We start from the raw sequence: 24,641 nt of genomic DNA, 5'->3' as shown, positions 1-24,641 counted from the left end.
ACGTTTTCAGCTCCAGCCTCATACGGCTCAGAGCGCAATCAGGTTTGTGATCACCCAGGTGTTCATCAGGTCGATAAAGAAGCCGCAGGTGAGTGGCACGATGAGGAATGCTTTAGGCGATGCACCAAACTGGCGGGTGACGGAGGTCATGTTCAGCACCGCTGTGGCTGTGGAACCGAGCGCTATTCCACCAAAGCCTGCTGCGATGACTGCTGCATCATAATCTTTGCCCATAGAGGTGAAGACGATAAAGAGGGCGTAGCCAATGGCGAGTGCGATTTGCAGAGACATCACCAGTGCGACGAAGCCCATAAATTGCCAGACCACCAACAAGTCCATAGTCATCAGCGCGATACTCAGGAAGATACCTAGGCTGATGTCTGAGATCATCGCCATGCCTTTTTCGCGGCCAACATTGTCGTAGTTGCGAAACAGCAGGCGGCCAGTGTTGTTGATGATAATGCCTGCGACGAGAATTGGCACGAACACCGGAATGACGACACCAGCTTCTTGTAGGCCAAGATACATCATGTAGCCGATGAAAATTGCCATGTTGATGAAGAAGACCGCGCCCAGAACATCGTAGTAGTGCAGGTTCAGCTTACCGTCGTCCTTGAAATTCTGCCCAACAGCTTCGTCTGTGCTGAGTGAACCTGCCAGTTTATGCCGTTTCATGAGGTACTGAGCAATCGGTCCGCCGATGATACACGCAGACACGATGCCAACGGTGTTGCAGGCAATACCGATTTCCTGCGCATTTGCGACGCCAAGCTCTGAGGCAAAAATCGGCGCCCATGCCAGCGTTGTCCCTACCCCACCAGATAGCGAAACTGACCCGGCGATGATGCCTGTGTGAACTGGGTAACCATAGACACTGGCGGCACCCATACCGACAAAATTCTGAATGCCGAGAAATACCGAGGAAATGATGATGAGGATGGCAAGCGGTTTGCCACCTGTCAGGAGGTCACTTACCTTTGCACGAAGACCGATTGCCGCGAAGAAGTAAATCAAAAAGAAATCAATCGGTTCTGTCGAGAATTTGAATTTCACACCCCACCAGACTGTCAGCACAGTAACAAGAATGGCGCACAGCAATCCCCCTGCCAAAGGATCAGGAATTGTCAGTTTTCGCAAAGCTACATTTTTGCGAACGAGCTCACGCCCAACAAACAAAACAAGGATTGCAATTGTGATTGTCGTAAATGGATCAATCTCAATAAGCTCGGGTTGCGCAGCTTCCATACGGGCCTCACTGTTCACCAGCCTTGGTTCTATCAGCTTGACCTCACTTCCCGTTTAAAAGTGATCCGCGTATTTTAATCGGGGTGATCCATTTTATTTACTCTGATGCGGCAACAAAACCTTATGCATTGCGTAGATTTTCGAGAATTTCTTGTGTAAGGAAGATCTTCAATTTCAATATTACAGCGGCTCAACTGTCACCATGACAAAACTAGACAACGAAGCACTTGCCGAAGCATATAACCGGGCTCTGAATCTGGAAAAAGCAGGCAAGTTTGACGAGGCTGCTGAAGCCTACAAAGCAGTTCTGGAGTTAGATCCGGAAGATCATGGTGGCGTGGCCGTTCGCCTGGCGAGTATGGGCAAAGGAAATGCGCCCCTCAAAGCGCCGGATGCTTATGTGAGCACGCTGTTTGATCAGCATGCCGAAGTGTTCGACATGGTTCTGGTGGATCAGCTTGGCTATTCCGTTCCACTGATGGTGCGTGACAAGATTGAAAAGCTGGAACTTGGCTCCTTCAAACGTTTGCTGGACCTTGGTTGCGGGACTGGCCTTTCCGGCGAAGCCCTGAATAACCTGGTGCCCCATAAAACCGGCGTGGACATTGCCGAGGGGATGGTTGAAGTTGCGGATGAGAAGGAAATCTACGACGACCTTTATGTGGGTGAAGTGGTTGAATTTCTCAAGGTTGAGGAAGAAGAGCGCTGGGACCTCATCGTCGCGACTGATGTGCTGCCCTACATGGGCGAGCTGGAAGAGTTTTTCGCCGGTGTAGCGGACAACATTGAAGCCAATGGTGTCTTTGCATTTTCCTCTGAGACACTTCCTGCAGAGGAGTTAGGCGAGCAGAACTTCATGGTGGGCAAGTACCATCGGTTTGTACATGCTGAGAGCTATGTTCGGAACTTGCTGGTGAGCAGTGGTTTTACCATTCTTGATCTTTCGCCAATCACCGTTCGCTTTGAACAGGGTGAGCCAGTTCCGGGTCATCTGGTTATTGCGGCCTACAAGAAGAGCTAAGGGCGTAAAAATAACTAGATAAAGTCAGGTGACTATTAATTGTTAAAATTGTATTAATGTCGCGAATGACTTAGATTTCCCCCTAGGAAATAAGCGTGCAGTTCTATAATTTGCACAACCGTAGATACGTCCGTCACATATGCGGAGCAACATGGGTGCCCATGACCAGTCTTAATATCAATGGCAGATCAATTGATGCCAAGCTTGGTGAAACACTTCTAGAAGTCGCTGAGCGTGGTGGACTAGCTTTGCAGTGTGACTGCGGGAATAGCACTTGTGAAAGCACGCGCGTTACTGTGATTTCCGGTGAGGTGGAAGCCAATGGCTCTCGGCTGAAAAGTACCGTTCTTGCTTGTAAGGCAACGGTTGCTGGCGATGCTGAGCTGAAGCTGCCCGCATCCTCTGAATTGCAGTCGCTTAAGGGGCATGTTTCTGCAGTGCGGAAGGTTTCGGATGACCTTTTCGAGTTGCGCCTGAGCTTTACCAAGCCGATTTCATGGCGTCCGGGCCAGTATTACCATGTTGAGTTTCGTGGCCAGGAACGGGTGAACCTGTTTGCCAGTTTTGCTCTGGATGCCGGGACTGAGTTCAATACGCTGATCTTTCTCATAGAACGGGCCAACACCCCAGATCTCTTCGCAATGCTTGCGAAGAAGGGCGATGTGAAGGGGCGGGTTGGCATCACCGGCCCTTATGGCTCTTCCTTCCTTGGGCATGATGACGAGCTGCTGATTATGGTTGCCGGACCGAACAGCCTACCTCCGATCTGGGCGATGGCTTTGAGTTCCGCCATGGGGCAGCCGCGCCGTGAGAAGGTGCTCATTCTGGATCAGTCGCTGAAGCAGGACCAGTTTCAGCAGGTGTTTAACTGGCTGAACCGTCGTGGCATACAGCCGATCTTTGCGAACCTGCAAGGTGATGGCGCAACTGAAACCCTGCAGGCACTGCTGCCAGATCTGACCGAGTTTGACATGGCTTACATGGCTGGTTCACGCGACTTTATTGCCAGCCTCGAGCATGTTTTCATCGATGCGCAAGCTACTTACGGACGCATTCCAAACTTTCAGCCATGGGATGATGCAGCCGAGCAAGTTAATGGCTCCGCCGCGATGGAACCTGCTGAGTGAAGATTTAGCCTGCGGCTTTCTTGGTCAGTTTTGAGTTGTTGACCTGCGCTTCCAGCGTGACGCCGCGTGCTTCTTCCAGCATCCAGAAAAGCGCCTGATTGGGAGGTGCAGGCTTGCCAAAGTAATAGCCCTGCGCTTCAGAACATCCCATTGCCGTCAATTGCTCTGCGATCTCTTTGCTTTCAACGCCCTCTGCTGTTGTTGTGATGCCGAGGCTGTTTGCAAGATCGATGACGGAGTTGACGATGAAGCGGGAGTCATCATCTTCAGTCATACTCATCACGAAAGACCTATCAACTTTGATCCTGTCAAAGGGGAAGCGACGGAGTGTACTCAGTGAGGAGTAGCCTGTTCCAAAGTCATCCATAGAGATCTTAACGCCGATTTGCTGCAGTTTCGCCAGAGTCTGGCGCACGCGTAGATGATCTGCCAGTAACACAGTTTCTGTCACTTCCAATTCAAGCCGTCCGGGATCCAGACCCGTACGAGCCAGCACATCATCGACAACCGGTAGAAGCTGTTCGCAGTAAATTTGACGGGGTGACAGGTTGACTGCCAAATTCACCCGCTTCGGCCAACCGACAGCCAGAGAGCAAGCTTCATCCAGTACCCATGCCCCGATTTCCAGAATCAGACCTGTTTCTTCTGCCAGTGGAATAAACTCGAATGGTGAGATGAAACCGTAGCGCGGGTGGTTCCAGCGCAGTAGTGCTTCAAACCCCGAGATTTCGCCGGTTGCCAAGATGACCTGTGGCTGGAAATAAACCTCCAGCTCCCGATTTGCGGTGGCTTTGTAGAGGTCGGTGATCAAGGTCTGACGCTGCTTGATTTTGGCAGCCATGTCATCTTCGAAGAAGCGGAAGGTGTTTCGACCATCATTTTTGGCCTGATACAAAGCAAGGTCGGCAAAGCGGATAAGCTCATCCACATTTTGATATTCCTTGCTGAATGTCGCGATACCGACACTTGCAGCGACCACAATTTCATGACCTTCCAGGAAACAGGGAGAAGCGATGACTTTCAGCACTTCTTTGGCAAGCTGTTCCAGATCTTCACGAGAAGCAGGCAATTTAGACAAGATCGCGAACTCATCACCGCCGAGACGGGCGACCATCTCTTTGTTGGACACCTTTTCTCGCAGGATTTTTGCGACGTGGCACAGGAGCTTATCGCCGACAGCATGGCCCAGTGAATCGTTGATGGTCTTGAACTCATCGAGGTCCAGCCACAAAATTCCGAAGTGCTCATCCTGCTCAAGGGCGGCTTGTTTCATCTCTTGCAGGCGTTCGTTCATCAGCAAGCGATTGGGCAGCTTGGTCAAGGCATCGTGTGTTGCGAGATAACTCAGGTGATCACTGATGCGCTGTCTGTCAGTGATGTCTTCGAAGATAGCAACCCAGCCGCCACCATCTTGCGGCTCAAGCGTCATCAGGATGACCTGCTCGCTTTGCAGTGTGAGCGTGAAGGTGCTGCGTACTGAGCTGGGCCAGTGCTGTTGAGCGACAGAGTTTTCGTCTGCCTCCTCCAAGAACTCCTGAGCCAACGGCATACATTGGACCATTTCGTCCCATGTCATACCAATTTTCCCCTCACCCTGCTCACAAGCGAAGATGTCATCAAAGCGCTGATTAAACACAATCAATCTTTTCTGTGTATCGAACATACACAACCCATGAGACATATTGTTGAGAGCCGCGTCGAATAACGTATTTTGCTTCACCAATTGCTGTTCTTGCTTGCGTAATTCCTTGTTCTTGCGCTGGATGTTGAGGCGCAAACTGTCGCGCTCGCGAGCGGAGGCTTGGAGCACTTTGACGGCGCGGGCGATCTCTCCGACCTCGTCCATTCTTCGGGTACCTTCTACCCGCACATCAAAGTTTCCTCCTGCCACATCAGAAAGAGCATCTGCAATGCGTTGCAATGGCTGGGACATTTTGCGGGAGACAAACAGGGCTACTATGAAAATGATGAGACAAGCGGTAAAGCCCAAAACGATAAGCCGCTCAAAGGTTTGAGAGCTTGTTTCTTCCCCTACATTGCGTAGACGTTCCTGCGCGTCCAGAAGGACCTCCAGTGGCTTGAATGCGCAGATTACAAGGGGAGATGGGCCATTGTCGCAAAACTCAAATGCAGTGTTCAGGATCTTGAGTTTGCGTAGGTTTTCTGGCATTTGCAGGGCTTCCACCGGCGCATTTGGAGACGCACCAACCAGCTTTTCCTGATAGAAAATAGCAATCTCAGCGCCTGAGATCTTGCTGTATTCGTCAATCACGCCGGAGTTGAAAGGAAACCAGCGCTGCGCCACCAACGCACCACGCCATTGGGTGCCCGGATCTATGAGTGAGGAATAGAGGACCTGAGAGACTCCCGCATCCGGCTCTCCCGGCAAGAGCGGGCCAAACTGTGTGGCGGGAAGCAGTGTGTATCTGACGGCTGGGCCCGTGCCGGTTGAGGGTGTCCAGACAGTACTAAGCGACTGTTTCAGATGCACTTTAAGAAGTTGCTTCTGTATTAGCCCGGGATCAGCCCGCTTGGATGCACCAACGATCTGACCGCGATAGTTCAGCAGGATAATAGCGTCAAGCGGCGTGCCTTCCTGCACCAGTGACAGGATGTTCACATCCCCTGCCCAGACGCGTGTTTCTGCAGCTTTTACGATGTCACCGCGCTCGCCAATAGCAGAGAGACTAGCTGCCGTTTCGGATAGCTGAGACTGAATACGGTGTCTTATCAAAGCAACATCGCGTTCAAGTGTGGTGGAGAACTGGTTTACAGCGATTTGAGAGAGCTGTTCGCTTTGGAGTTGGAGCGTTCTTTCCCACTGAATTACAACGAGAAATGTCAGCGCAAAATAAGATAGAGCAATGGCGACAACAGAGATGATTGCTAGTTTAAGAGAAATTGAGTGCCGGACTCGTCTCATAGAAATTGCCTGCGCCGAACAGTTTGCTATTCGCCAAATGAACAAAAACCTCGTGCGTGAGGTCACAGAGGTCTCATGAACAAGACCTGATTGTCGCGAAACTGTCTTAAGCAGGCGTGAGCACTACCAAACTATGAGTTTTGTCAGTTAATGCTCACGAAAGCAGGTTGGTTAAATGCACTTTAATTGCATCGGACTAGGCAGAGAGCTCTAGCTTTCTTTCTGCATTCACCTCAACGCTTGTCCTAATTTCATCTGCGTTTTCAATAATCTGCGTCAAGTTGATTGCATCCAGTTCTTCCATGAAAGAATTCAGCGCATGCTTCAGCTTGCCTTTGAAGCGGCAGACACCCGAGAGCGGGCATGGTTTGGCAGGATTACATGCAAAGCACTCCACCAGTGCGAAGTTGTCTTCAACATTGCGGATGAGTTTGCCGATATTGATAGAAGCTGGCGCATGAGCGAGCATCAGACCACCCAATCTCCCGCGTCTGGATTTGATGTAGCCTTTCCGGTTTAGGATCTGCACGACCTTGGCGACCTGAGGGCGCCCGCTGTTGGTTGCCTCAGACAAGCGGTCAATTGTCCACTTGTCGCTCCGGTTGACAGCCATGAGCATCAGTATGCGTACCGCTACATCTGTCATCCCAGTTAATTTCATAGGTACCTCGACCTTACTCTAAAGCTGAAATTGCTTCATCGAATTACAGTTAATAAAAACATTTGGGGTATTATTTTTATTGATTGACACCGGTCATATACTACAAAAGAGCAGTACTCACATGGGAACATTGATCTCCGTCAAAAGTTATCAAAATATAAATACAATTACCAACTACACGCATCCAAACCATTACGCTGGGGCAATTAGAATTTATCTTCTATACTTAGCGTAAATAACTTTTTTTGCGTTTTTTTCTTTCGTGACCCCAATATTTCCTTACGTAATAACTGAAAGAAACGAAAACTATGATTTATTAAGCATGGATTTTTAATGAGCGAAACTATCGATGATCGATTGAAGTATCACTGTATTTCTTCGGCAGAATTGGAAGAACTTGGAAACTCCCAAGATATTATCATGGCAATCATGCCGGAGGTCTTGGATGAGTTTTATAGACACATTCGAAACTTTCCTGAGACCATGAAGTTTTTCAAGAATGAAGAGCACATGCGTCATGCACGGGAGAAGCAGCATGAGCATTGGCGGCTCATATGCAGCGGGAAGTTGGATGATGACTATGCTCAATCTGTGCAGCGGATCGGCAGAACGCATCAGCGGCTCGGCCTGACACCGCAATGGTATATCGGAGCTTACAGCAGGTTGGGAACGTTGCTCAGCACAGCTCTTCTTGAGCAGTCTGGTGGCAGCTTATTCTCCCGCTCCAGCCGATCAAGCAAGAACCTGCCTCACATCCTCAACAAGGTCATTCTGCTTGATATGGACCTTGCGCTGGCGGTTTATGAACAGACCGGGGAAGAGGCGCGTCAAGAGTTTCTAACGGACCTTGCAGAGCATTTTGAAGGATCCGTGGGCCAAGTCACGTCCTCCATTGCCAGCGCTGCAGATCAGCTACATGGGTCTGCAGTTTCTCTTTCCGGCAACTCAGAGCACACCAACGAGATCAGTTCCAGCGTGGCAGCAGCGTCTCTGGATGCCTCTCAAAACGTGGAGGCGGTGCGCTCCGCAACTGAGGAACTGGGGACTGCCATTTCCGAGATTGCCGAGCAGGTTCACAAAACAACGATTACAGCCTCCAACGCGACACTCGCATCCACAAAGGCCTTCCAGCAGGTCAATCATCTGTCCCAAGTGGCAATCGAGATTGGTGATATTATTGACTTGATTACTCAAATATCCGAGCAAACCAATCTGCTCGCCCTCAACGCAACCATTGAAGCGGCGCGCGCTGGTGAGTTGGGCAAAGGGTTTGCGGTGGTTGCACATGAGGTGAAATCGCTTGCTCAGCAGACAGCGAATGCGACTGTGCAGATCAGCGATCAGATCTCTGGGATTCAGGAGAGCACAAGTGAGTCCAAAGAGGCTATCTCTGAGATCAAAGTGATCATTGAAGAAATGAATGACAGCGCGAATGCCATTGCCAGTGCGGTTGAACAACAAGGCATCGCGACGCAATCCATTGCTGTGAACATCAAGGATGCTGCATTGGGGACCACGCAGGTGTCAGATAGCATCGGCCAAGTGCAAAAAGCGGCGGATGAAACCGACAAAACCGCTTCTGGCGTGCTGGATGCTGCACAAATTTTATCCAATCAGGCTGCTGACCTGCGTTCGTCGGTTGGCACTTTCCTCGGCAACTTGCGATAGAAAGCCTTCGCACTTGCGTTAGCTGCACTACGAAAAACTGGTGTTTGTCCTTCAACCAAAAGACAAACACCAGTGCTCTGCATACCCTGAGAAATTTAAACGACATTCTTCATGAATTCAGTATTTTACAGTTTTAACGGACACCTTACGTAAAACGCATTTATTTCATTCAAGTCACATTTGCAGTGCAACACTTCATTAAAACTAAATAGGACAAAAGATTTACAACATATAATAGAATCTTACTTGATATTAACCTTTGGTTTAAAAACCATAAGTCGAATTGCGATTCATTATACTACCGAACTAGGCTTTCCTTTGCGTGAGCTGACGTAACTGTTTCTGGTGAACAAGGAATGGTGAACGCGGCAGGTTCTTAGGAGGACGGGACCTCTATCACGTCATTTCGGGCATTTTGCCTTTCGGGAGGATTTCATGAGCATTATTCGTAGGCCGATGAATCGGCGTAGCCTATTGAAGGCGGGAGCAGCCAGTGGTCTGGTACTGGCGACCCCAACTATTATCAGCCGCAGCGCCTGGGCTGAAACCAATTTCCGCAATGACCCAACCAATTCCAAAACAGTCACCTTCGGTTTCAACGTGCCACAAACAGGCGCCTATGCTGACGAAGGCGCGGACGAGCTGCGTGCTTATCAGCTGGCCGTCAAGCACCTGAACGGTGAAGGTGACGGCGGTATGCTGAGCACCATGAAGCCGCTTTCGCTCAATGGTAACGGCGTTCTTGGCAAGAAAGTTGACTACGTCACCGGTGATACTCAAACAAAGTCTGATGCGGCTCGCGCCTCTGCAAAGCGCATGATCGAAAAAGACGGCGTTGTCATGTGGTCAGGTGGCTCTTCTTCCGGCGTGGCGATTGCACAGCAGTCTCTGGCGCAGGAAATGGGCGTCGTATTTATGTGCGGTCTGACCCACTCCAACGACACCACCGGCAAGGACAAGCGGCGTTATGGCTTCCGCCACTTCTTCAACGCTTATATGTCCGGTGCAGCGCTTGGCCCTGTGCTTGAAAAAGAGATGGGCAAAGACCGCCGTGCTTATCACCTGACAGCTGACTACACATGGGGCTGGACACAGGAAGAGTCCATTGCCAACACCACAGAAGGCCTTGGCTGGGAAACCGTCAACAAAGTCCGTACTCCATTGGGTGCTGGTGACTTCTCTCAGTACATTGCACCTGTTCTGAACTCTGGTGCTGATGTGTTGATCCTGAACCACTACGGTAAGGATATGATCAACTCGCTGACGCAGGCTGTTCAGTTTGGTCTGCGTGACAAGCTTGTAAATGGCAAGAACTTTGAGATCATCGTTCCGCTCTACTCCCGCCTTATGGCTCAGGGTGCAGGCGAAAACATCAAGGGTATTTACGGCACAACCAACTGGAACTGGTCCTTGCAGGACGACGGTTCCAAGGCCTTTGTTAAGTCGTTCGGCCAGGAATATGGCTTCCCACCATCCCAGGCTGCACACACCTGCTACGTTCAGACACTGCTTTATGCAGATGCGTGTGAGCGTGCGGGCACCTTCAATCCAGCAGAGGTTATCAAAGTTCTGGAAGATCACCAGTTCGACGGTATGGGTAACGGCCCAACTCTTTACCGCGGCTCTGATCACCAGTGCTTCAAGGATGTGCTGGTCGTGAAAGGTAACGAGAACGCGACTTCCCAGTTTGACCTTCTGGAAGTTGTTGAAGTGACACCTGCTTCTCAGGTCACGTATGACCCAGAGATCTTTGGTGGCGAGCTTGGACCTTACAAGGTCTAACAACACCGTTTGCCCGGCTGCAGGTTTTTGCAGCCGGGCAATGGCTCCTGCTTGAACCACTAATGTTCCGCATTGGATGCCTTGCACCTTCTCACGAATTTAAAGGGAGAAGAGCGGATGGACGCCATCGTTCTTCAAATTCTCAACGGCCTTGATAAGGGCGGTGCCTATGCTTTGATTGCGCTTGGGCTAACGCTTATCTTCGGTACGCTTGGAGTTGTGAACTTCGCCCATGGGGCCTTGTTTATGCTTGGCGCATTTTGTGCCGTAGCTTTCAATAAACTGATTGGCCTTGAGCAGGTTGTTGTCGATCCAACCAAGACCACTGCCTGGGGCACGCCTTTGGAAACCCGTGTGCCTTACATTGAGGTTTGGCTGGGTGACACTGGCACGACGATGCTGAACTACTCCGTTCCATTGTCTATCGCATTCGCTATTCCGGTCATGCTGCTGGTTGGTTATGTGATGGAACGTGGTTTGATCCGCCACTTCTACAAACGCCCACATGCTGAGCAGATCCTTGTGACCTTTGGTCTGGCCATTGTTTTGCAAGAGATCATCAAAACTTATTTCGGTGCCAACCCCATTCCACAATCAGCCCCTGACATGGTGCGCGGTGCTATGGATCTGGGTGTTATGCTTGGTTTCGACCCGGGAACCGTTGTTTATCCGCAGTGGCGCATTGTGTATCTGTTTTTCTCACTCAGCGTGATTGGCGGGGTCTTTGCCTTCCTGCAATTCACCACCTTTGGCATGGTTGTTCGCGCTGGCATGGCTGACCGCGAAACTGTTGGCCTTCTTGGCATCAACATTGAGCGTCGCTTTACGCTGGTCTTTGCCGTTGCTGCGGTCGTCGCAGGCCTTGCTGGTGTTATGTACACGCCGATCCTTCCGCCAGATTACCACATGGGTATGGACTTCCTCGTACTGTCCTTCGTAGTGGTGGTTGTGGGTGGCATGGGCTCCCTGCCCGGCGCGGTATCAGCTGGCTTCCTGCTGGGCATCTTGCAAAGTTTTGCGAGTATGAACGAGGTGAAGACCATTCTGCCGGGTATCGACCAGATCATTATCTATCTTGTTGCAGTTATTATCCTTCTGGTTCGTCCGCGTGGACTTATGGGCCGCAAGGGCGTGATGGAGACCTGAGCCAATGATGACCAAGAACTCTCCACGCTCCGACCTGCTCATGCTTGTGCTGTTTTCAGCTGCAATCCTGACAATGCCAATATGGCTGGCACCGATTGGTGCCGGGTATCCAGATCTCCTGCAAAAATTCGCCATCTTCGGGCTGTTTGCCTTAGGCTTCAACTTGCTGTTTGGCCTGACTGGTTATCTCAGTTTTGGTCATGCAGTCTTTCTGGGTGTTGGATCCTACGCAGCTGTCTGGAGCTTCAAGTTGCTAGGTATGAACCCACTCCCTGCACTGCTCTTTTCCGTGGTGTTCTCTAGCCTCTTTGCAGTTGCAATCGGCTATATCTCACTGCGTCGATCAGGCATCTACTTTTCCATTCTGACGCTCGCTTTCGCGCAGATGAGCTATAATCTGGCTTACTCTGTGCTGACCCCAATCACCAATGGTGAGACGGGTCTGCGGGTGTTGCAATCCGACCCGCGGTTGTTTGACAGCTCTTCAGAAGCCTCTGGGCCGTTAATCTCCAACCTGTTTGGTATTGAGATGACCGGATACTCAGGCTTCTACTTTTGTGCCGTTCTGCTCATCATTGGGTTTTACATTTCACAACGCATCTTCCGCAGTCCGTTTGGCATGATGCTGCGTGCTGTGAAATCCAACCAGAACCGAATGAGCTACACCGGCCTTAACACACGGCCTTACACACTCACTGCTTTCGTTATTTCCGGTATGTTTGCTGGTGTTGCGGGTAGTCTGCTGGCGGTGACCGATCCACTTGCAGGCGCTGAGCGCATGCAATGGACGGCATCTGGTGAGGTGGTTTTGATGACCATTCTTGGTGGTGCTGGTACTCTGCTTGGACCGATCCTTGGTGCAGGCCTCATCAAGTACTTCGAGAACATCTTCTCTGCGTACAACGAGCAGACACTGCATGCTATCTTCTCTTTCCTGCCTGACTTCATGGAGGGGCCGGTGGTGAGCCTTGCGAGCCTGTTTGTGGGCGAAGGGTGGCACTTGACGCTTGGTTTGCTGTTTATGGTGATCGTGATCTTTCTGCCTGGTGGCATCATGGAGGGCTTCAACCGGATAACCAAAATGTTCCGCCGCAAGCCTTCGCGCGTTGGCAAGGGAACAGGTCATTCGCATTCTCCAGCATCAGCGAATGCAGCGGAATAGAGAGGCAACCATGGAAATTCTTAGTGTTAAGGGCGTAAACAAGCGCTTTGGTGGCCTGAAAGCTCTCGATGACGTGAACCTTTCCATCGAGCAAGGGCATGTACATGCCATCATCGGGCCAAACGGCGCGGGCAAATCCACATTGCTCAACTGCTTTGTGGGCCGCCTGATTCCGGATACAGGCTCTGTGACTTTTCTAGGCAAGGATCTCATTGGTGCTAAGCCGCATGAGATCAATCAGGCAGGTGTTTCCCGCGTGTTTCAGACGCCAGAGATCTTTGGTGATCTGACCTTGCAGGAAAACGTGATGATCCCAACTCTGGCAAAGCGCGATGGGGCATTCACCATGAATGCTTGGGCTCGTGTGGATGGTCAGGGCGAGATACGCGACAAAGCCATGCATATGCTTGAGGATGTTGGGCTTGCAGATAAGAAAGACATGACTGCAGACTCTCTTTCACGAGGCGACAAGCGGCGCCTGGAGCTGGCGATGTGTCTGGTTCAGGATCCAAAACTGTTGCTTTTGGATGAGCCAACAGCGGGCATGTCTCGTGCTGACACCAACAACACCATTGATCTGCTGAAGCGTATTGGTGAGCGCGGCATTACCAAGATTGTTATCGAGCACGACATGCACGTGGTGTTCTCCCTCGCCAGCAAAATCAGCGTTCTGGCACAGGGCACTGTGATTGCTGAAGGGCAACCAGAAGACATCAAAGGCGATCCACGCGTTCAGGAAGCTTATCTGGGAGGCGCGCACGTATGACCATTCTCGAAGATCAATTCAAAGGCGCGACTGCACCGGGTGTTACGCCTGTGCGTTCCAAGGGTGGTGCTCCGGCTTACTTCTCGGCTTGGGATCTGCATGCCTATTACGGTGAAAGTTATATTGTTCAGGGTGTTAGCTTTGATATTCGCGAAGGTGAGATCCTTGCGCTGCTGGGACGAAATGGGGCGGGGAAGACGTCTACTCTTCGCGCGATTGCACGTGCCAGCGACCCGCAGCTGACACATGGTGAGATCTGGCTGGACCATAAACCTATTCATGAGATGCCAAACTATCTGGCAGCTCAGAACGGGATCCAGCTGGTGCAAGAAGATCGCCGGATCATTCCGGGGCTGACCGTTGAGGAAAACCTTCAGCTGGCGCAGATCTCGGAGCCGCACGGGTGGTCGATTGAGCGCCTGTACGATCACTTCCCTCGCCTTGCCGAGCGTGCCAAGCAGGAAGCAGTGACCATGTCTGGCGGTGAACAGCAGATGCTGGCTGTGGCCCGTGCGTTGGCTCGCGACGTGAAGCTGCTGTTGCTGGATGAGCCATATGAGGGCCTTGCACCGGTGATCGTTCAGGAGATTGAGCGCATTCTTGAGAATGTGAAGGAACTGGGCATCACGACAATTATCGTGGAGCAGAACGCTGTGGCTGCCCTGCACCTTGCGGACCGTGCGGTTATTTTGGACATGGGCGAAGTGGTGTTTGATGGCACCGCGCAAGAGGTGCTGGACAACGAAGAGCTACGGCAAACCTATCTGGCGATCTGACGTTTTTGCTTGCGCGTCAGCTCCGCAAAAGCAGGTTGCGTTAGTTCTGAGTCTGCAACTTGCTTTATTTTGCAGGGTGTCTCTGAGCATTTTTCAGCATGTTCAGAAATCCCGATCAAGTTCCCCCAAGGGCTATTGACCCTTTACCTGAGCCAGAGGATTCGTTCCTCTGGTCTTTTTCTTTTTCGGCACATCATTTTTCAAAGAGTATTTAAGAACTGCTGATAGGTCAGAGGACCTTGGCGTGCAGGTTCATGACCCAGAAAGCGGTCTTGCCAGAAACTCAGGTAGAGACTGGAGAAGTCAAAGGTTCCTGCCAGGATTTGTTGTTTCTCCTCTAGTAGACGTTCACTGGTCAGCTCGACCCAATCATCCAGAACCACGACTGGTAAGTTTTTGAACAGCGGGTTTAGGCTGGAGGATTTGACGATGGGAATCGCTCCAAGAAACAAGGCTTCCCATGTGCGGTGGCAGTCCATTCCGTCCCCAAAAGGACTGATCGTGAAGAGGAACTGTGCGTTTTTACGCCAGGACTGCTCGCGAGGAAGGTGCTCATTTTCAAAATAGGCGGTGGAATCATCAACCACCTCAATCACCTCTGCTCTGTCTCCGCGATGCGCTGCATGGTGCCAGTTGCAGTAGGCTCGGACCTCTCGGTCTTCCAATGAGGCAGCGCTGGCGATCACAGTGCGCAGGCACTCTTCCTGCTCAAGCGGTGTCTGGAAGGTCCCCCAAGCGTGAGACTTGCGGGCGGTCATGGTGTGATAGTCCAAACCGATGGGCAGGTTGAAGACTTTCTCATGCTTGATAGCCAAGTTCTGCGCGTACCATGCAACCAGCAGCGGATGGGATAGCAGGTTCTTCAGATCAAGTGAGGACAGCGTGTTTGGCAGGGTTGTGTCCGGTCCTATGGGCAGATCACTGTCTCCACTGAGCAGGACGAATGGTTCGCGAATGTGCAGCAGTTTGGTTTGGACGAAATACGGCAGGGCGTCGGTGGTGATGTAAAGCGTAGCACCGTTATGATGATGCTCCAGCAGGTCATCGTCGAGATCAGGGACTGAGGACTTAAGTTTCTGGTTCCGGCTTTGGCAGGTTTTGGCGAAGCCTCTGCTGGAAATAAACTTGCAGTGATTTTCCTCTCTGTCTCGCGGCATCCACTGATAGGATTTATATTGCAGCAATGAAAAGACCAACCAACCCTCCTGCGCTTTTCGATATCTAAGCGTGCACGGTTGTTTGGCGCCACTCTGAAATCTTTCCCACCATTTCCAGAGTTTCCCTAAAGCCTTAGAGTTTGGCACCTGTTCTTACCTGAAAACCGACCCCCTTCTCGGGAATACGCTATAGAGTTGAATGGCATTTGAGAGATCCCATTGGTGCAGGATTACCATGATTTGCCAAAGTGCATGCAGGATGGCGCGGGCAGGGTAAAATCCGCAACAAGGCTGATCAGCCGAGGATGTTACTGAAAGAAGGCCCATAGATGCGCTTCCTGTCCCAGCGCGATGAGGAACAGTCTCCTAAAAAAAACAAATCACGGCTTGAGGTGAGCTACGGCAATATCCCGCGCCATCGCACGCAATTGCATCAGCGACTCCTCGATCTTGGTTTGCCAACCCAGCCTGTTATTCGGGAGGTGCTGGATTGTGCCCAGTACTACTCCCTCAAAGCCCATGAGGATTTGCTGGTGCAAGGGCAAAGCGCTGACCGGTTTTTCATCATTCTTGAAGGGGATCTGGAAGTTATCAAAGAAGATCAGGACGGGGCAGATACTGTTCTGGGTCACCTGAAAGCGGGTGATGTGGCGGGAGAACTGGCCTATATTCGTGCCCATGTCGGACCGCAAAGCTACATCGCAAGTGTTCGGGCCAAACGGGATACGGTTGTCGCCTCGCTGAGCTGGAACAGATACGGCACTTTGCCGACCTCGACTGAAACCAACTCCATGCTGTTTCGCTATTTTGCCCGGCAGGCGGCGCATCAGCTGGAGCAAAGCAGTTCCCGAGTGCTGGAAGAGATCAAGATCCGGTCACGACGTTTGCAGGCTTATGCGGTTTTGCTGGTGGCGAACATGATCGCTATGTCATCGTTTGCGTTGTTCATCAGCCTCTACAAAAATACGTTTGATGATTACGGCTACGGCTTTATTGCGATGACAGTTTACAGCTTGAGCCTGAACTTCATTCTTGCGGCAATTCTGTTTTACATTATGAAGAATCTTTATTTGCCGCCACGCATCTTCGGGCTTGAATTCAGTCATCTCCCAAGCCAGTTTGGTTATGGGGTGGTGATGACTGTTCCGATTATTCTGGTGATGGCAGTGACCCGGTACATTGTGCATCCTTCAGAAGAGTCGTTTTCCTTCTACTTTCTCACGCATCAGGTACAAGGACCGTTTATGGGATGGCCTGAGGTTGCCTTCGCGGTTTTTTATGCGCTTGTGATGTGCCCTATTCAGCAGTTCATTGTTCGGTGTGGCATGCAAGTTCCGGTGACTGCCGCCTTGGGGCCGCATAAGCTCTCCTCTGTGTTCTGGGGCAATTTTGCAGCTTCTGTTGCCTTTTCCATCATCCACCTGCCCTATTCCAAACTGGCGGTTTTACTGACGTTTATGGTGAGTTTTTATTGGGGAGTGATGTTCCAGTATCGACGGTCGTGGGTGGCGGTTTCCACCAGCCACGCGATTGCTGGTCTTGCGGCATTTTACTGGTTTGCCTTGCTGCGTGTTGCATAGCAAAAAAGGCGCCTGGGGCGCCTTTTTCATTGTCATCAAGATCATTTGCAAATCAGTTCTCAGATGGTTTTTCATCCTTGGCATCAACCGCCAACTCACCACCGGTCCCTCTTGCTGCACGACCTTCTTCAATGGTCCAGCCAGCCTTTTCGCGCATCCACTGGAAGCTGACATAAAGGGTAGGGATGAGGAAGATGCCGAAGGTGGCCGAGAACAGCATGCCAACCAACACTGGCACACCCACAGCAACCATGGCACCTGCACCTGGACCGGATGCGATCACCAGTGGCACCAGACCTGCAGAGAAGGCAAGTGATGTCATCATCACTGGACGGAAGCGCAAGCGAGCGCCTTCAATTGCGGATTCGTAGATCCCCATGCCATCAATGCGTTTTTCTAGTGAGAACTCGTTCATAAGGATCGCGTTCTTACCTGCCAGCGCGATCAGAATGACCATACCGATCTGTGCATATAGATCGAACGCGAGGCCAAAGACCCACAGGCTCAACAAAGCCCCTGCCAAGGCCGGAGCGACCGAAAGCAGAACGGGGATTGGCGTGTTCCAGCTTTCATAGAGCGCAACAAGGAACAGGTAGGCAAACAAGAATGCCAACCCCAATACCAGCGCAGTTTGACCCGCGGCTTCCTTTTGCTCCAGTGCCAGACCTGTCCACTCGTATGCATAACCTTTTGGCAGAGCTTCTGCAGCAACACCATCCATCGCTGCCAAAGCTTCGCCCAGGCCTACGCCGGGGGCTGCATTACCGTTGAAAGCGACAGCGCGGTAGTTGTTGTAGCGTGTGATGGTATTTGCTCCACGCGACAGCTCAGTGTGCACAACGGAGGACAGTTCAACCATCTCCCCTGTATCTGATCGGACAAAGATGGAACCAATGTCTTCAATACCTGAGCGATACTTCTGCTCAGCCTGAAGGCGGACAGTCCATGTCCGGCCATAGAGGTTGAAGTCGTTGATGTAATAGCCGCCCAGCGTGGCCTGCAATGCGTTGTAAACACTAGCAATATTAAGACCAAGCACCTGAGCTCGCTCACGATCCAGCTTCACATTCAATTGCGGTGTGTTTGCGTTAAAGGTGGTGAAGAAAGACGCGATATCCGGTGCTTCATTCGCCGCAACGATCAGGGAACGGGAGATCTGTGCCAGTACTGTTGGATCCTGACCTTCCAATGCTTCCATGATGAACTCAAAGCCACCTACAGTGCCTAGACCATCAATAGCGGCAGGGTTGACCGGGAAGAAGGTTGCCTCCGGAATGCCCGACAAAGCTCCGTATGCTCTGTAGACGAACGCAAAAGAGGACAATTCACGGGATGGACGTTCTTCGTAATCTTTGAGTTTAACGAAGAAAACACCAGCATTTGGTGATGAACCGCCGCCTGCCAGCAGGTCTAACCCGATGATCATTGTGGTGGAGTTGACTGCTGGGTCTTTGCGGATGATGTCATCTGCTTTGCGCATAACCGCTTCAGTACGGTTGCGAGACGCACCCGGTGGCAAGTTAACCAGCACCATGGCGTAGCCTTTGTCTTCATCCGGAATGAAGCCATCTGGCGTGTTGGAGACAATCAGGAAACCAAACAGCGCGAAGCCTACGACGACGGGCAGTGAAAACAACGACATCTTTGCAATGCGCTTGATGAGGCCAGCATACCCATGTCCGACGTCATCAATCTTCTTGGATACCTTGGCCATGGCGCCTGTCAGATTTTCCGACTTCATCAAGATGGCACAAAGGGCAGGAGACAGCGACAGCGCGTTGATTGTGGAGATCACCATCGCAGCGGAGATGGAGACCGCGAACTCTCTGAAAAGCACACCGGATGATCCCGGCAGAAAGGCCACTGGCACAAACACGGAGAGCAGTACAAGCGTTGTTGCGAGCACGGGTGCTGCAATTTCACTCACCGCTTTTGATGTTGCCTGAGCCGGGGTGAGATCAGGGTGTTCGTGCATAATGCGTTCGACGTTCTCTACTACGATGATCGCATCATCCACTACGATCCCGATGGCGAGCACCAAGGCCAGCAGCGAGATTGTGTTGGCTGTGTAGCCCATCATAAAGGCCACAGCGACCGCCCCGATGATGGAAACGGGAACCGCAATCAGTGGAATGAGGGTCGCCCGGAATTTACCAAGGAAAACGTAGACCACGATGGTCACGAGCACGAAGGCTTCCAGCAGTGTGTGGATGACCTTCGAAATCATCTCATTCACGAAGAGTGAGGTGTCGAAGATGGACGTGTATGTGAGATCATCCGGAAAACGCTCTGCCAGATACGCGATACGCTCATTGACGGCTTCTGACACGGCCACCGCATTCGCGCCCGGTGACAAATAAATCCCCACCATCGCCGTTGGCTGTTGGTTGTATTCTGCCAGCACATCAAAGGAGGCGCTACTGAGCTCCACACGGGCCACGTTTTTCAAGTGAACCACGGAACCATCAGGATTTGCTCGCAGAACAATGTTCTGGAACTCTTCAACCGTATTCAAACGGCCTTTTGCAGTGACTGTCAGCTGAAGTTGCTGATCGGCAGCCAAAGGCGCAGCACCGACACGGCCCACCGCAGCCTGCTTGTTTTGCGACTGAACAGCTGCGATTAAGTCCTCTGCCGTCAGATTGAGGGCTCTTAATTTGACCGGATCGAGCCAGATGCGCATGGAATAATCCTGCGCGCCGAATACGCTGGCATCCCCCACGCCCGGAATACGCTTCAGCTCATCAACAATGTTAATGGTGACGTAGTTGGAAATGAAGAGACCGTCATGTGTCTGGTCCGGCGAGTAGAAGGAGATCGCCTGCAGGAGATCACCGGCCTTTTTGGTGACGTTTACCCCCTGATCCCGAACCTCTTGCGGTAGCTTACTCTCGATCGTGCTTATTCGGTTCTGAACGTTCACCGCATTGATATCTGGGTCCGTTGTCAGGTCGAAGTAAACCGTCAGCGAGTATGTGCCATCGCTGGAAGACGACGACTTCATATAGCGCATGCCGTCTACGCCGTTGACCGCGCCTTCAACAAGCTGGCCTACACTCTCTTCCACTGTCAAAGCATCCGCACCGATATAGGTGGCATTCACCTGCACGGTTGGTGGTGCAATGGTTGGGTATTGCGACACCGGAATTGAATAGATCGAGATCGCGCCGACCACGACTATGAGAATTGAAATCACCATCGCCAGCCGAGGCCGGCGAATAAACATGTCATAGATCATGGTTTATTGACCTGCCAGCTGAGCATTGACTTTTATTCCCGGGCGAACCTTCTGGATACCGGATGTGATCACCAGGTCCCCTTTTTCGAGGCCGCTTCCGACGATGACGAGACCGTTGATCTGATCAACAACGGTGATACGCTGCTGTTCGACGACGTCTTCCTTGTTCACCTTCAGAACGTAAGGGCCTTCCTGATCCAGCAGCAATGCAGATTGGGAGACAACCAGTACGGGTTTGGCATCTTTTGCACTGGCGACCACATCAACCAGCTGATTATCGAAGAGCATCCGATCCGGATTCTTGAAGGTCGCGTGAGCAGTTACAGTATCCGTTCCCGGATTTGCCTCCGCCTCCAGAAAGTCCAGTTTACCTTCGTAATCATAGAAATTACCGTCAGACAATCGCAGCTTGATTATTGTGGTATCAGCGCCAATATTGTCTGCTCGTTGAGCCTGTAAAATCAGGGTCTGTGGCACCGGGAAAGCAACACGGATCGGATCCAGCGAGGTGATGGTTGCAAGTGTGCCGCTGTTGGCGTTGACGTAAGCCCCCTCTTTGAACGTGGAGGTTCCGACCTGACCGTCCAAAGGAGCGCGGATTTCCGTATAGCTCAAGTCGAGTTCGGAAAGCTTGAGGTCCGCCTGCCGCAGTGCCAATGTGGCATTAGCTTCTTTTAGGTTGGCGCGGGCTGTATCAAGCTCCGAGACCGAGATTGTGTCTCGGTTGACCAACTGTTGCTTACGGTCGAAATCGACCTTCGCCAGATCCACTTTTGCCTGAGCACTTTCTAAATTGGCCTGAGACTGTTCAACTGCAAATTCGTAAGGCTCTTGCTGGATCACATAGAGCAACTCACCCCGTTTTACATTTTGACCTTCTTTGAACTCCAAAGGCTCAAGGAACCCGCCAACACGGGCGATAAGAGCGACCTGACTGATTGCTTCAGTACGACCAGCGAAAACACGTTCTTCTTCGATAACTTCGTCACGCGCAGGCTCTACTAGCACCCCTGGAGGAGGAGGTGGTGCTGCCTCTTGCGCATTGACCACTCCAGCAACGAAGAAACTGCCAAGAGATGCCACCAATAATGAAGCGGCGATTTTACGAGTTGCTGAAAAGAGGCTTCCATTCCGGCCGGCAGGGAACTCTATTTTGTTTTTCATTTTTTACTCTTACACATTGAGAATTGCTGGCAGCGCTTGCCGAACATTACCCTAGGGAAGTAACTTAATCCTTGATGGCTGCGGGCACAGCTTAAGTGTTCGCTGCCAAGGCCCCCTGGCAGCGTGAAAATCGCGTCAACTTGAGAATTGAAAATGTCTTCTCACTTTCCCAAAGGAAAGCCCGTGACTGGTGTCACAAAAATCAGTTTCTGGAATTTTTTACCCCTTGTTTGCCTGAGCCAAGTGCACAAGCTGCGAGGTCTCTGTCCAGAATTTCTGGCGGGTTTCTTTGCTCAGAATTTGCTGATCTGGAGGGATTTTTGTTCCGCATTCATAGAACCCTCCGGTCTTGCCTGCGAAATCCTGCGAGAGCAGCATATGCATTGCTGGCAAGGCAGCATAGGGGGCAGATTTGCCGACCAGTGAACTTTTCATACCCAGCCAAAATCGTCTCATGGCGCTGTAGCCCTGCATTTGCTTAGTCAGGACAAGACCGGGCCCAAACGCGTTGACGCAAATGTCAGTGTCCTTCAGCTGATCAGCCAGTTCCATCAGAAAGAGAAGATTGCAGTTGGCGTGCGCTCTTCCCCGATTCCAACTGTCGAGCTGACAGTCAGGATCGTTGAGGATGTTCAGGTCGGGTAGTTCGAACTTTGTCACCGGGCTTGCAAACGAGACGACCCTTGGCGCTGTTTGGTCTTTGAGCAACGGTGTGATCTTATTCAGCAGCAGAAACCGACTGAGATAGTTGACCGCAAACCCAGCCTCGATCCCCTCTCCTGTGATGCCGCGAAACCCCGGCGTTTCGGCCGCGCAGAGGACGATACGGGTCAGGTCCGGCAGCTTTTGCGAGATCTCATCGGCGAGACGATCTACTTCTGAGATGAGGGAGAGGTCTGCCACAAAGCCACGGTGGGAGCGATTGGGGCCGGCGTCGCCGACATCTTTGAGAACGGCACTCACTTTCTCCTTAGAACGGCCCACAACTACAATGGTTTGCCCAGCGTCTGACAGACGGATCGCAAGCGCTCGTCCGATGCCATCCGTTGCGCCTGTTACCAGACAGGTGTTGTTGGTTGCCCGCCATTCCTCCAAATACCCGGGAGGTGGTGGCACCGGAATGGCCTTGGCTTTCTTCATGCCAGAAGTAGAGCAGAAACCCTTTAATCAGTTGCAGAATTTTTCGATAAACTCACTGAGGGAAAGCGTAAGGTTTTCTGGTGCGGGCGAGATAGCGCCGCTCACACGAAAGTTTATGCGTGATGAGCTTGAGTGACTTTGCAGAAATGTCCACATTTGCTAGTAGATTTTTATCGGGCGCATTGTCGGGATTGAGGGATCTAGTTTTATGCAGGAAGCAGTAACCGATTTCAGGGGCGCTTTGCGACGCCTGTATTTCGGGCAGACCACAGCCGCACGCTCATGGCGTATCGGGTTACTGATGTTTGATGTGGTCACGATCCTCTATTTCGTGCTTTCTGCGACGCTTCCTCAGCTGGAGGGCTACCCACGTCTGGACTGGGCGATTGGTTTTATTCTGCTGATTGACTACGGATTCCGCCTCACCATTGCATTGCGGCCCTTCAAAGCTGCGTTTGACAGCACGGCCATTGCAGACCTTATTGTAATCCTGTCTTTATTTGCTGAAGCTCTTATCGAAAACCTCGGCTTCTTGCGCGTAATCCGCATGTTGCGGTTGTTACGCTCCTACCATGTGGTGAAGGATTTGCGAGAGACGTTTTCGTGGTTCAAGGAGCGTGAAGAGATCATCAATTCGGCGATGAACCTGCTGGTCTTCGTGTTTATGGTAAGCGCAGTTGTTTATGTGATTGAGGCGCAACTCAATCCAGACATCAACTCCTACATGGATGCGCTGTACTTTACCGTTACCACGCTGACGACCACGGGTTATGGCGATATCACCATGACGGATACGATGGGGCGGGCGATCACGATCATCATCATGGTGTTTGGCGTGGCGCTGTTTTTGCGGCTGATCCAAACCATCTTCCGTCCGTCTAAAGTAAAATATGCCTGTCCTGATTGTGGCCTTAATCGTCACGATAATGACGCCGTTCACTGCAAGCATTGCGGCAATACTTTGCACATTCCCACGGAAGGGGAATGGCAGTAGGTCCTCTTGCGGTAACCCGTAAATGACGGCATCAATTTTGAGAGTAAGACCGCCCTTGAGGCGTATGTTAGCATAAACAAAATTAGTCTCGGCAATTCCTGGATTTATCCATGAATTTCAATAGGTTTAATCCGAGAGAGCGGCAAGAAGTGGAATGGGCATGAGCCTTCTTACAAGTGCGATTACGTTTGCTACCGTGGTTATTTCCGGGTTGGTTCCCAATGCAACAATGGCAGAGGAAGCGACCTGTGGTGTGACAGCTCCCTGTGAAGTTGAGAGCGGTGAATACTATATTGCACTTCCGGATTCTCCTGCTGATGATGAACAGATTGGCGCCATAATCTACCTGCACGGGTGGAAAGGCAAAGCTGATCGCGCCATCCAGAATAAAGCTCTTCGCGGTCTTGCAAATGAGCTTGGTGTTGCTTTGATTGTACCGCAGGGCATCGGCGGTTCCTGGTCCTATCCGGGTTCTCCAAGTCAGGATCGTGACGAGTTCAAGTTCTTTGATGAGATGCTTAAAGACGTTTCTGACCGCTTCCCGATTGATCGTGAGAAAATCCTGCTCTCAGGCTTTTCCATGGGTGGTTCCATGGTTTGGAACCTGGCCTGCTACAAAGGTGAAAACTACGCCGGCTTTGCTCCGATTGCCGGTGCTTTCTGGGACCCGATCCCCGCAGCCTGCCCTTCTCCTTTGACCAACCTTTATCACACCCACGGGGTTGAAGATAAAACCGTTCCGATGGTAGGCCGTGCTATTGGCACAAACTGGCGTCAGTCCGATGTGTTTGACAGTTTGGATGTCTGGAAGCGGCAGGCTGGCCTTTATGACATCAAGCCAACATCCATTAGCGCTGGTGAATTACAGTGTGATGTATGGTCTGCCAAAGGCGAGAAGCTGGAGCTGTGCTTGCATGATGGAGGCCACTCCATGAAGGCCAACTGGATCCGGCGTGCATGGCTTGATCTTGCCAACACAAAGCACTGGTAAAACCCACAGGTCTATCACGGTAGAAACTTCAAATTTCACGGGTCATCACGATACTGTGTGATTTTTCAGATTGTTGTGGTGGGCCTTTTCTGAGTGCTCT

At 51.5% G+C, this 24,641-nt stretch carries 18 protein-coding genes; 11 read left to right on the top strand and 7 right to left on the bottom strand.

All coding sequences use genetic code 11. The features are described from left to right. Positions 1-27: 27 nt before the first annotated feature. Positions 28-1,245 carry a sodium/glutamate symporter gene (gltS, locus tag PsAD26_RS04090; RefSeq protein WP_063309361.1) on the bottom strand — a complete coding sequence of 406 codons (1,218 nt, stop codon included), beginning with the start codon at positions 1,243-1,245 and terminating at the stop codon, positions 28-30. Between the two features lie 202 nt (positions 1,246-1,447). Here gltS and PsAD26_RS04085 point away from each other — a divergent pair, with 202 nt between their 5' ends. Then, positions 1,448-2,266 carry a methyltransferase gene (locus PsAD26_RS04085; protein ID WP_063309398.1) on the top strand — a complete coding sequence of 273 codons (819 nt, stop codon included), beginning with the start codon at positions 1,448-1,450 and terminating at the stop codon, positions 2,264-2,266. A 161-nt stretch (positions 2,267-2,427) separates the two neighbouring features. Beyond that, positions 2,428-3,393: a 2Fe-2S iron-sulfur cluster-binding protein gene (locus tag PsAD26_RS04080; RefSeq protein ID WP_063309360.1), complete on the top strand. Its 966-nt coding sequence runs from the start codon at positions 2,428-2,430 to the stop codon at positions 3,391-3,393. A 4-nt stretch (positions 3,394-3,397) separates the two neighbouring features. Here PsAD26_RS04080 and PsAD26_RS04075 read toward each other — a convergent pair whose 3' ends face one another. Both PsAD26_RS04075 and PsAD26_RS04070 read right to left on the bottom strand, forming a co-directional pair. Then, positions 3,398-6,316 carry an EAL domain-containing protein gene (locus PsAD26_RS04075; protein ID WP_063309359.1) on the bottom strand — a complete coding sequence of 973 codons (2,919 nt, stop codon included), beginning with the start codon at positions 6,314-6,316 and terminating at the stop codon, positions 3,398-3,400. A 196-nt stretch (positions 6,317-6,512) separates the two neighbouring features. After that, a complete protein-coding gene (locus tag PsAD26_RS04070; RefSeq protein WP_208860038.1) occupies positions 6,513-6,977 on the bottom strand; it encodes an Rrf2 family transcriptional regulator in 465 nt (154 codons plus the stop codon). Positions 6,978-7,310: 333 nt separating this feature from the next. Between PsAD26_RS04070 and PsAD26_RS04065 the strand changes: the two genes are divergently transcribed. The 6 genes from PsAD26_RS04065 (at position 7,311) to PsAD26_RS04040 (ending at position 14,277) form a co-directional block, all read left to right on the top strand. Beyond that, on the top strand, positions 7,311-8,645 hold the full coding sequence (locus tag PsAD26_RS04065) for a globin-coupled sensor protein (RefSeq protein ID WP_084403562.1): 1,335 nt from the start codon (positions 7,311-7,313) through the stop codon (positions 8,643-8,645). Between the two features lie 435 nt (positions 8,646-9,080). After that, on the top strand, positions 9,081-10,427 hold the full coding sequence (locus tag PsAD26_RS04060) for a substrate-binding protein (protein WP_193758241.1): 1,347 nt from the start codon (positions 9,081-9,083) through the stop codon (positions 10,425-10,427). A gap of 117 nt (positions 10,428-10,544) precedes the next feature. Next, the gene (locus PsAD26_RS04055) at positions 10,545-11,573 is read left to right on the top strand and encodes a branched-chain amino acid ABC transporter permease (RefSeq protein ID WP_063309358.1); all 1,029 of its coding nucleotides are present in this window, start codon (positions 10,545-10,547) and stop codon (positions 11,571-11,573) included. Between the two features lie 4 nt (positions 11,574-11,577). Next, on the top strand, positions 11,578-12,735 hold the full coding sequence (locus tag PsAD26_RS04050; RefSeq protein WP_063309357.1) for a branched-chain amino acid ABC transporter permease: 1,158 nt from the start codon (positions 11,578-11,580) through the stop codon (positions 12,733-12,735). A gap of 10 nt (positions 12,736-12,745) precedes the next feature. Continuing rightward, the gene (locus tag PsAD26_RS04045) at positions 12,746-13,501 is read left to right on the top strand and encodes an ABC transporter ATP-binding protein (protein WP_063295022.1); all 756 of its coding nucleotides are present in this window, start codon (positions 12,746-12,748) and stop codon (positions 13,499-13,501) included. Continuing rightward, complete coding sequence (locus tag PsAD26_RS04040) at positions 13,498-14,277, top strand: ABC transporter ATP-binding protein (RefSeq protein WP_057461711.1); 780 nt, start codon at positions 13,498-13,500, stop codon at positions 14,275-14,277. Before PsAD26_RS04045 ends, PsAD26_RS04040 begins: the two co-directional genes overlap by 4 nt. A gap of 200 nt (positions 14,278-14,477) precedes the next feature. Here the strand turns inward: PsAD26_RS04040 and PsAD26_RS04035 are convergent, their stop codons facing one another. After that, the gene (locus PsAD26_RS04035) at positions 14,478-15,473 is read right to left on the bottom strand and encodes a hypothetical protein (RefSeq protein ID WP_208985494.1); all 996 of its coding nucleotides are present in this window, start codon (positions 15,471-15,473) and stop codon (positions 14,478-14,480) included. A 290-nt stretch (positions 15,474-15,763) separates the two neighbouring features. Between PsAD26_RS04035 and PsAD26_RS04030 the strand changes: the two genes are divergently transcribed. Then, on the top strand, positions 15,764-17,014 hold the full coding sequence (locus PsAD26_RS04030) for a cyclic nucleotide-binding domain-containing protein (protein ID WP_063309356.1): 1,251 nt from the start codon (positions 15,764-15,766) through the stop codon (positions 17,012-17,014). Between the two features lie 52 nt (positions 17,015-17,066). On the opposite strand, the gene PsAD26_RS04025 is transcribed toward PsAD26_RS04030, so the two are convergent. From PsAD26_RS04025 to PsAD26_RS04015, 3 genes are all read right to left on the bottom strand, one after another. Next, a complete protein-coding gene (locus tag PsAD26_RS04025) occupies positions 17,067-20,252 on the bottom strand; it encodes an efflux RND transporter permease subunit (protein WP_063309355.1) in 3,186 nt (1,061 codons plus the stop codon). 3 nt (positions 20,253-20,255) lie between these two features. Next, positions 20,256-21,416: an efflux RND transporter periplasmic adaptor subunit gene (locus PsAD26_RS04020; protein ID WP_063309354.1), complete on the bottom strand. Its 1,161-nt coding sequence runs from the start codon at positions 21,414-21,416 to the stop codon at positions 20,256-20,258. A 219-nt stretch (positions 21,417-21,635) separates the two neighbouring features. Further along, positions 21,636-22,556, bottom strand: coding sequence for an SDR family NAD(P)-dependent oxidoreductase (locus PsAD26_RS04015; protein ID WP_063309353.1), 921 nt, complete (start codon positions 22,554-22,556; stop codon positions 21,636-21,638). Positions 22,557-22,764: 208 nt separating this feature from the next. Here PsAD26_RS04015 and PsAD26_RS04010 point away from each other — a divergent pair, with 208 nt between their 5' ends. Both PsAD26_RS04010 and PsAD26_RS04005 read left to right on the top strand, forming a co-directional pair. Beyond that, positions 22,765-23,550 carry a potassium channel family protein gene (locus PsAD26_RS04010; RefSeq protein ID WP_063309352.1) on the top strand — a complete coding sequence of 262 codons (786 nt, stop codon included), beginning with the start codon at positions 22,765-22,767 and terminating at the stop codon, positions 23,548-23,550. 160 nt (positions 23,551-23,710) lie between these two features. Continuing rightward, positions 23,711-24,541: an alpha/beta hydrolase-fold protein gene (locus tag PsAD26_RS04005; protein ID WP_208985493.1), complete on the top strand. Its 831-nt coding sequence runs from the start codon at positions 23,711-23,713 to the stop codon at positions 24,539-24,541. The last annotated feature ends 100 nt before the right edge of the window (positions 24,542-24,641 follow it).

This window comes from Pseudovibrio sp. Ad26, from assembly GCF_001623285.1.
Taxonomy (GTDB): domain Bacteria; phylum Pseudomonadota; class Alphaproteobacteria; order Rhizobiales; family Stappiaceae; genus Pseudovibrio; species Pseudovibrio ascidiaceicola.
This window is presented reverse-complemented; position numbering and strand designations above follow the sequence as displayed.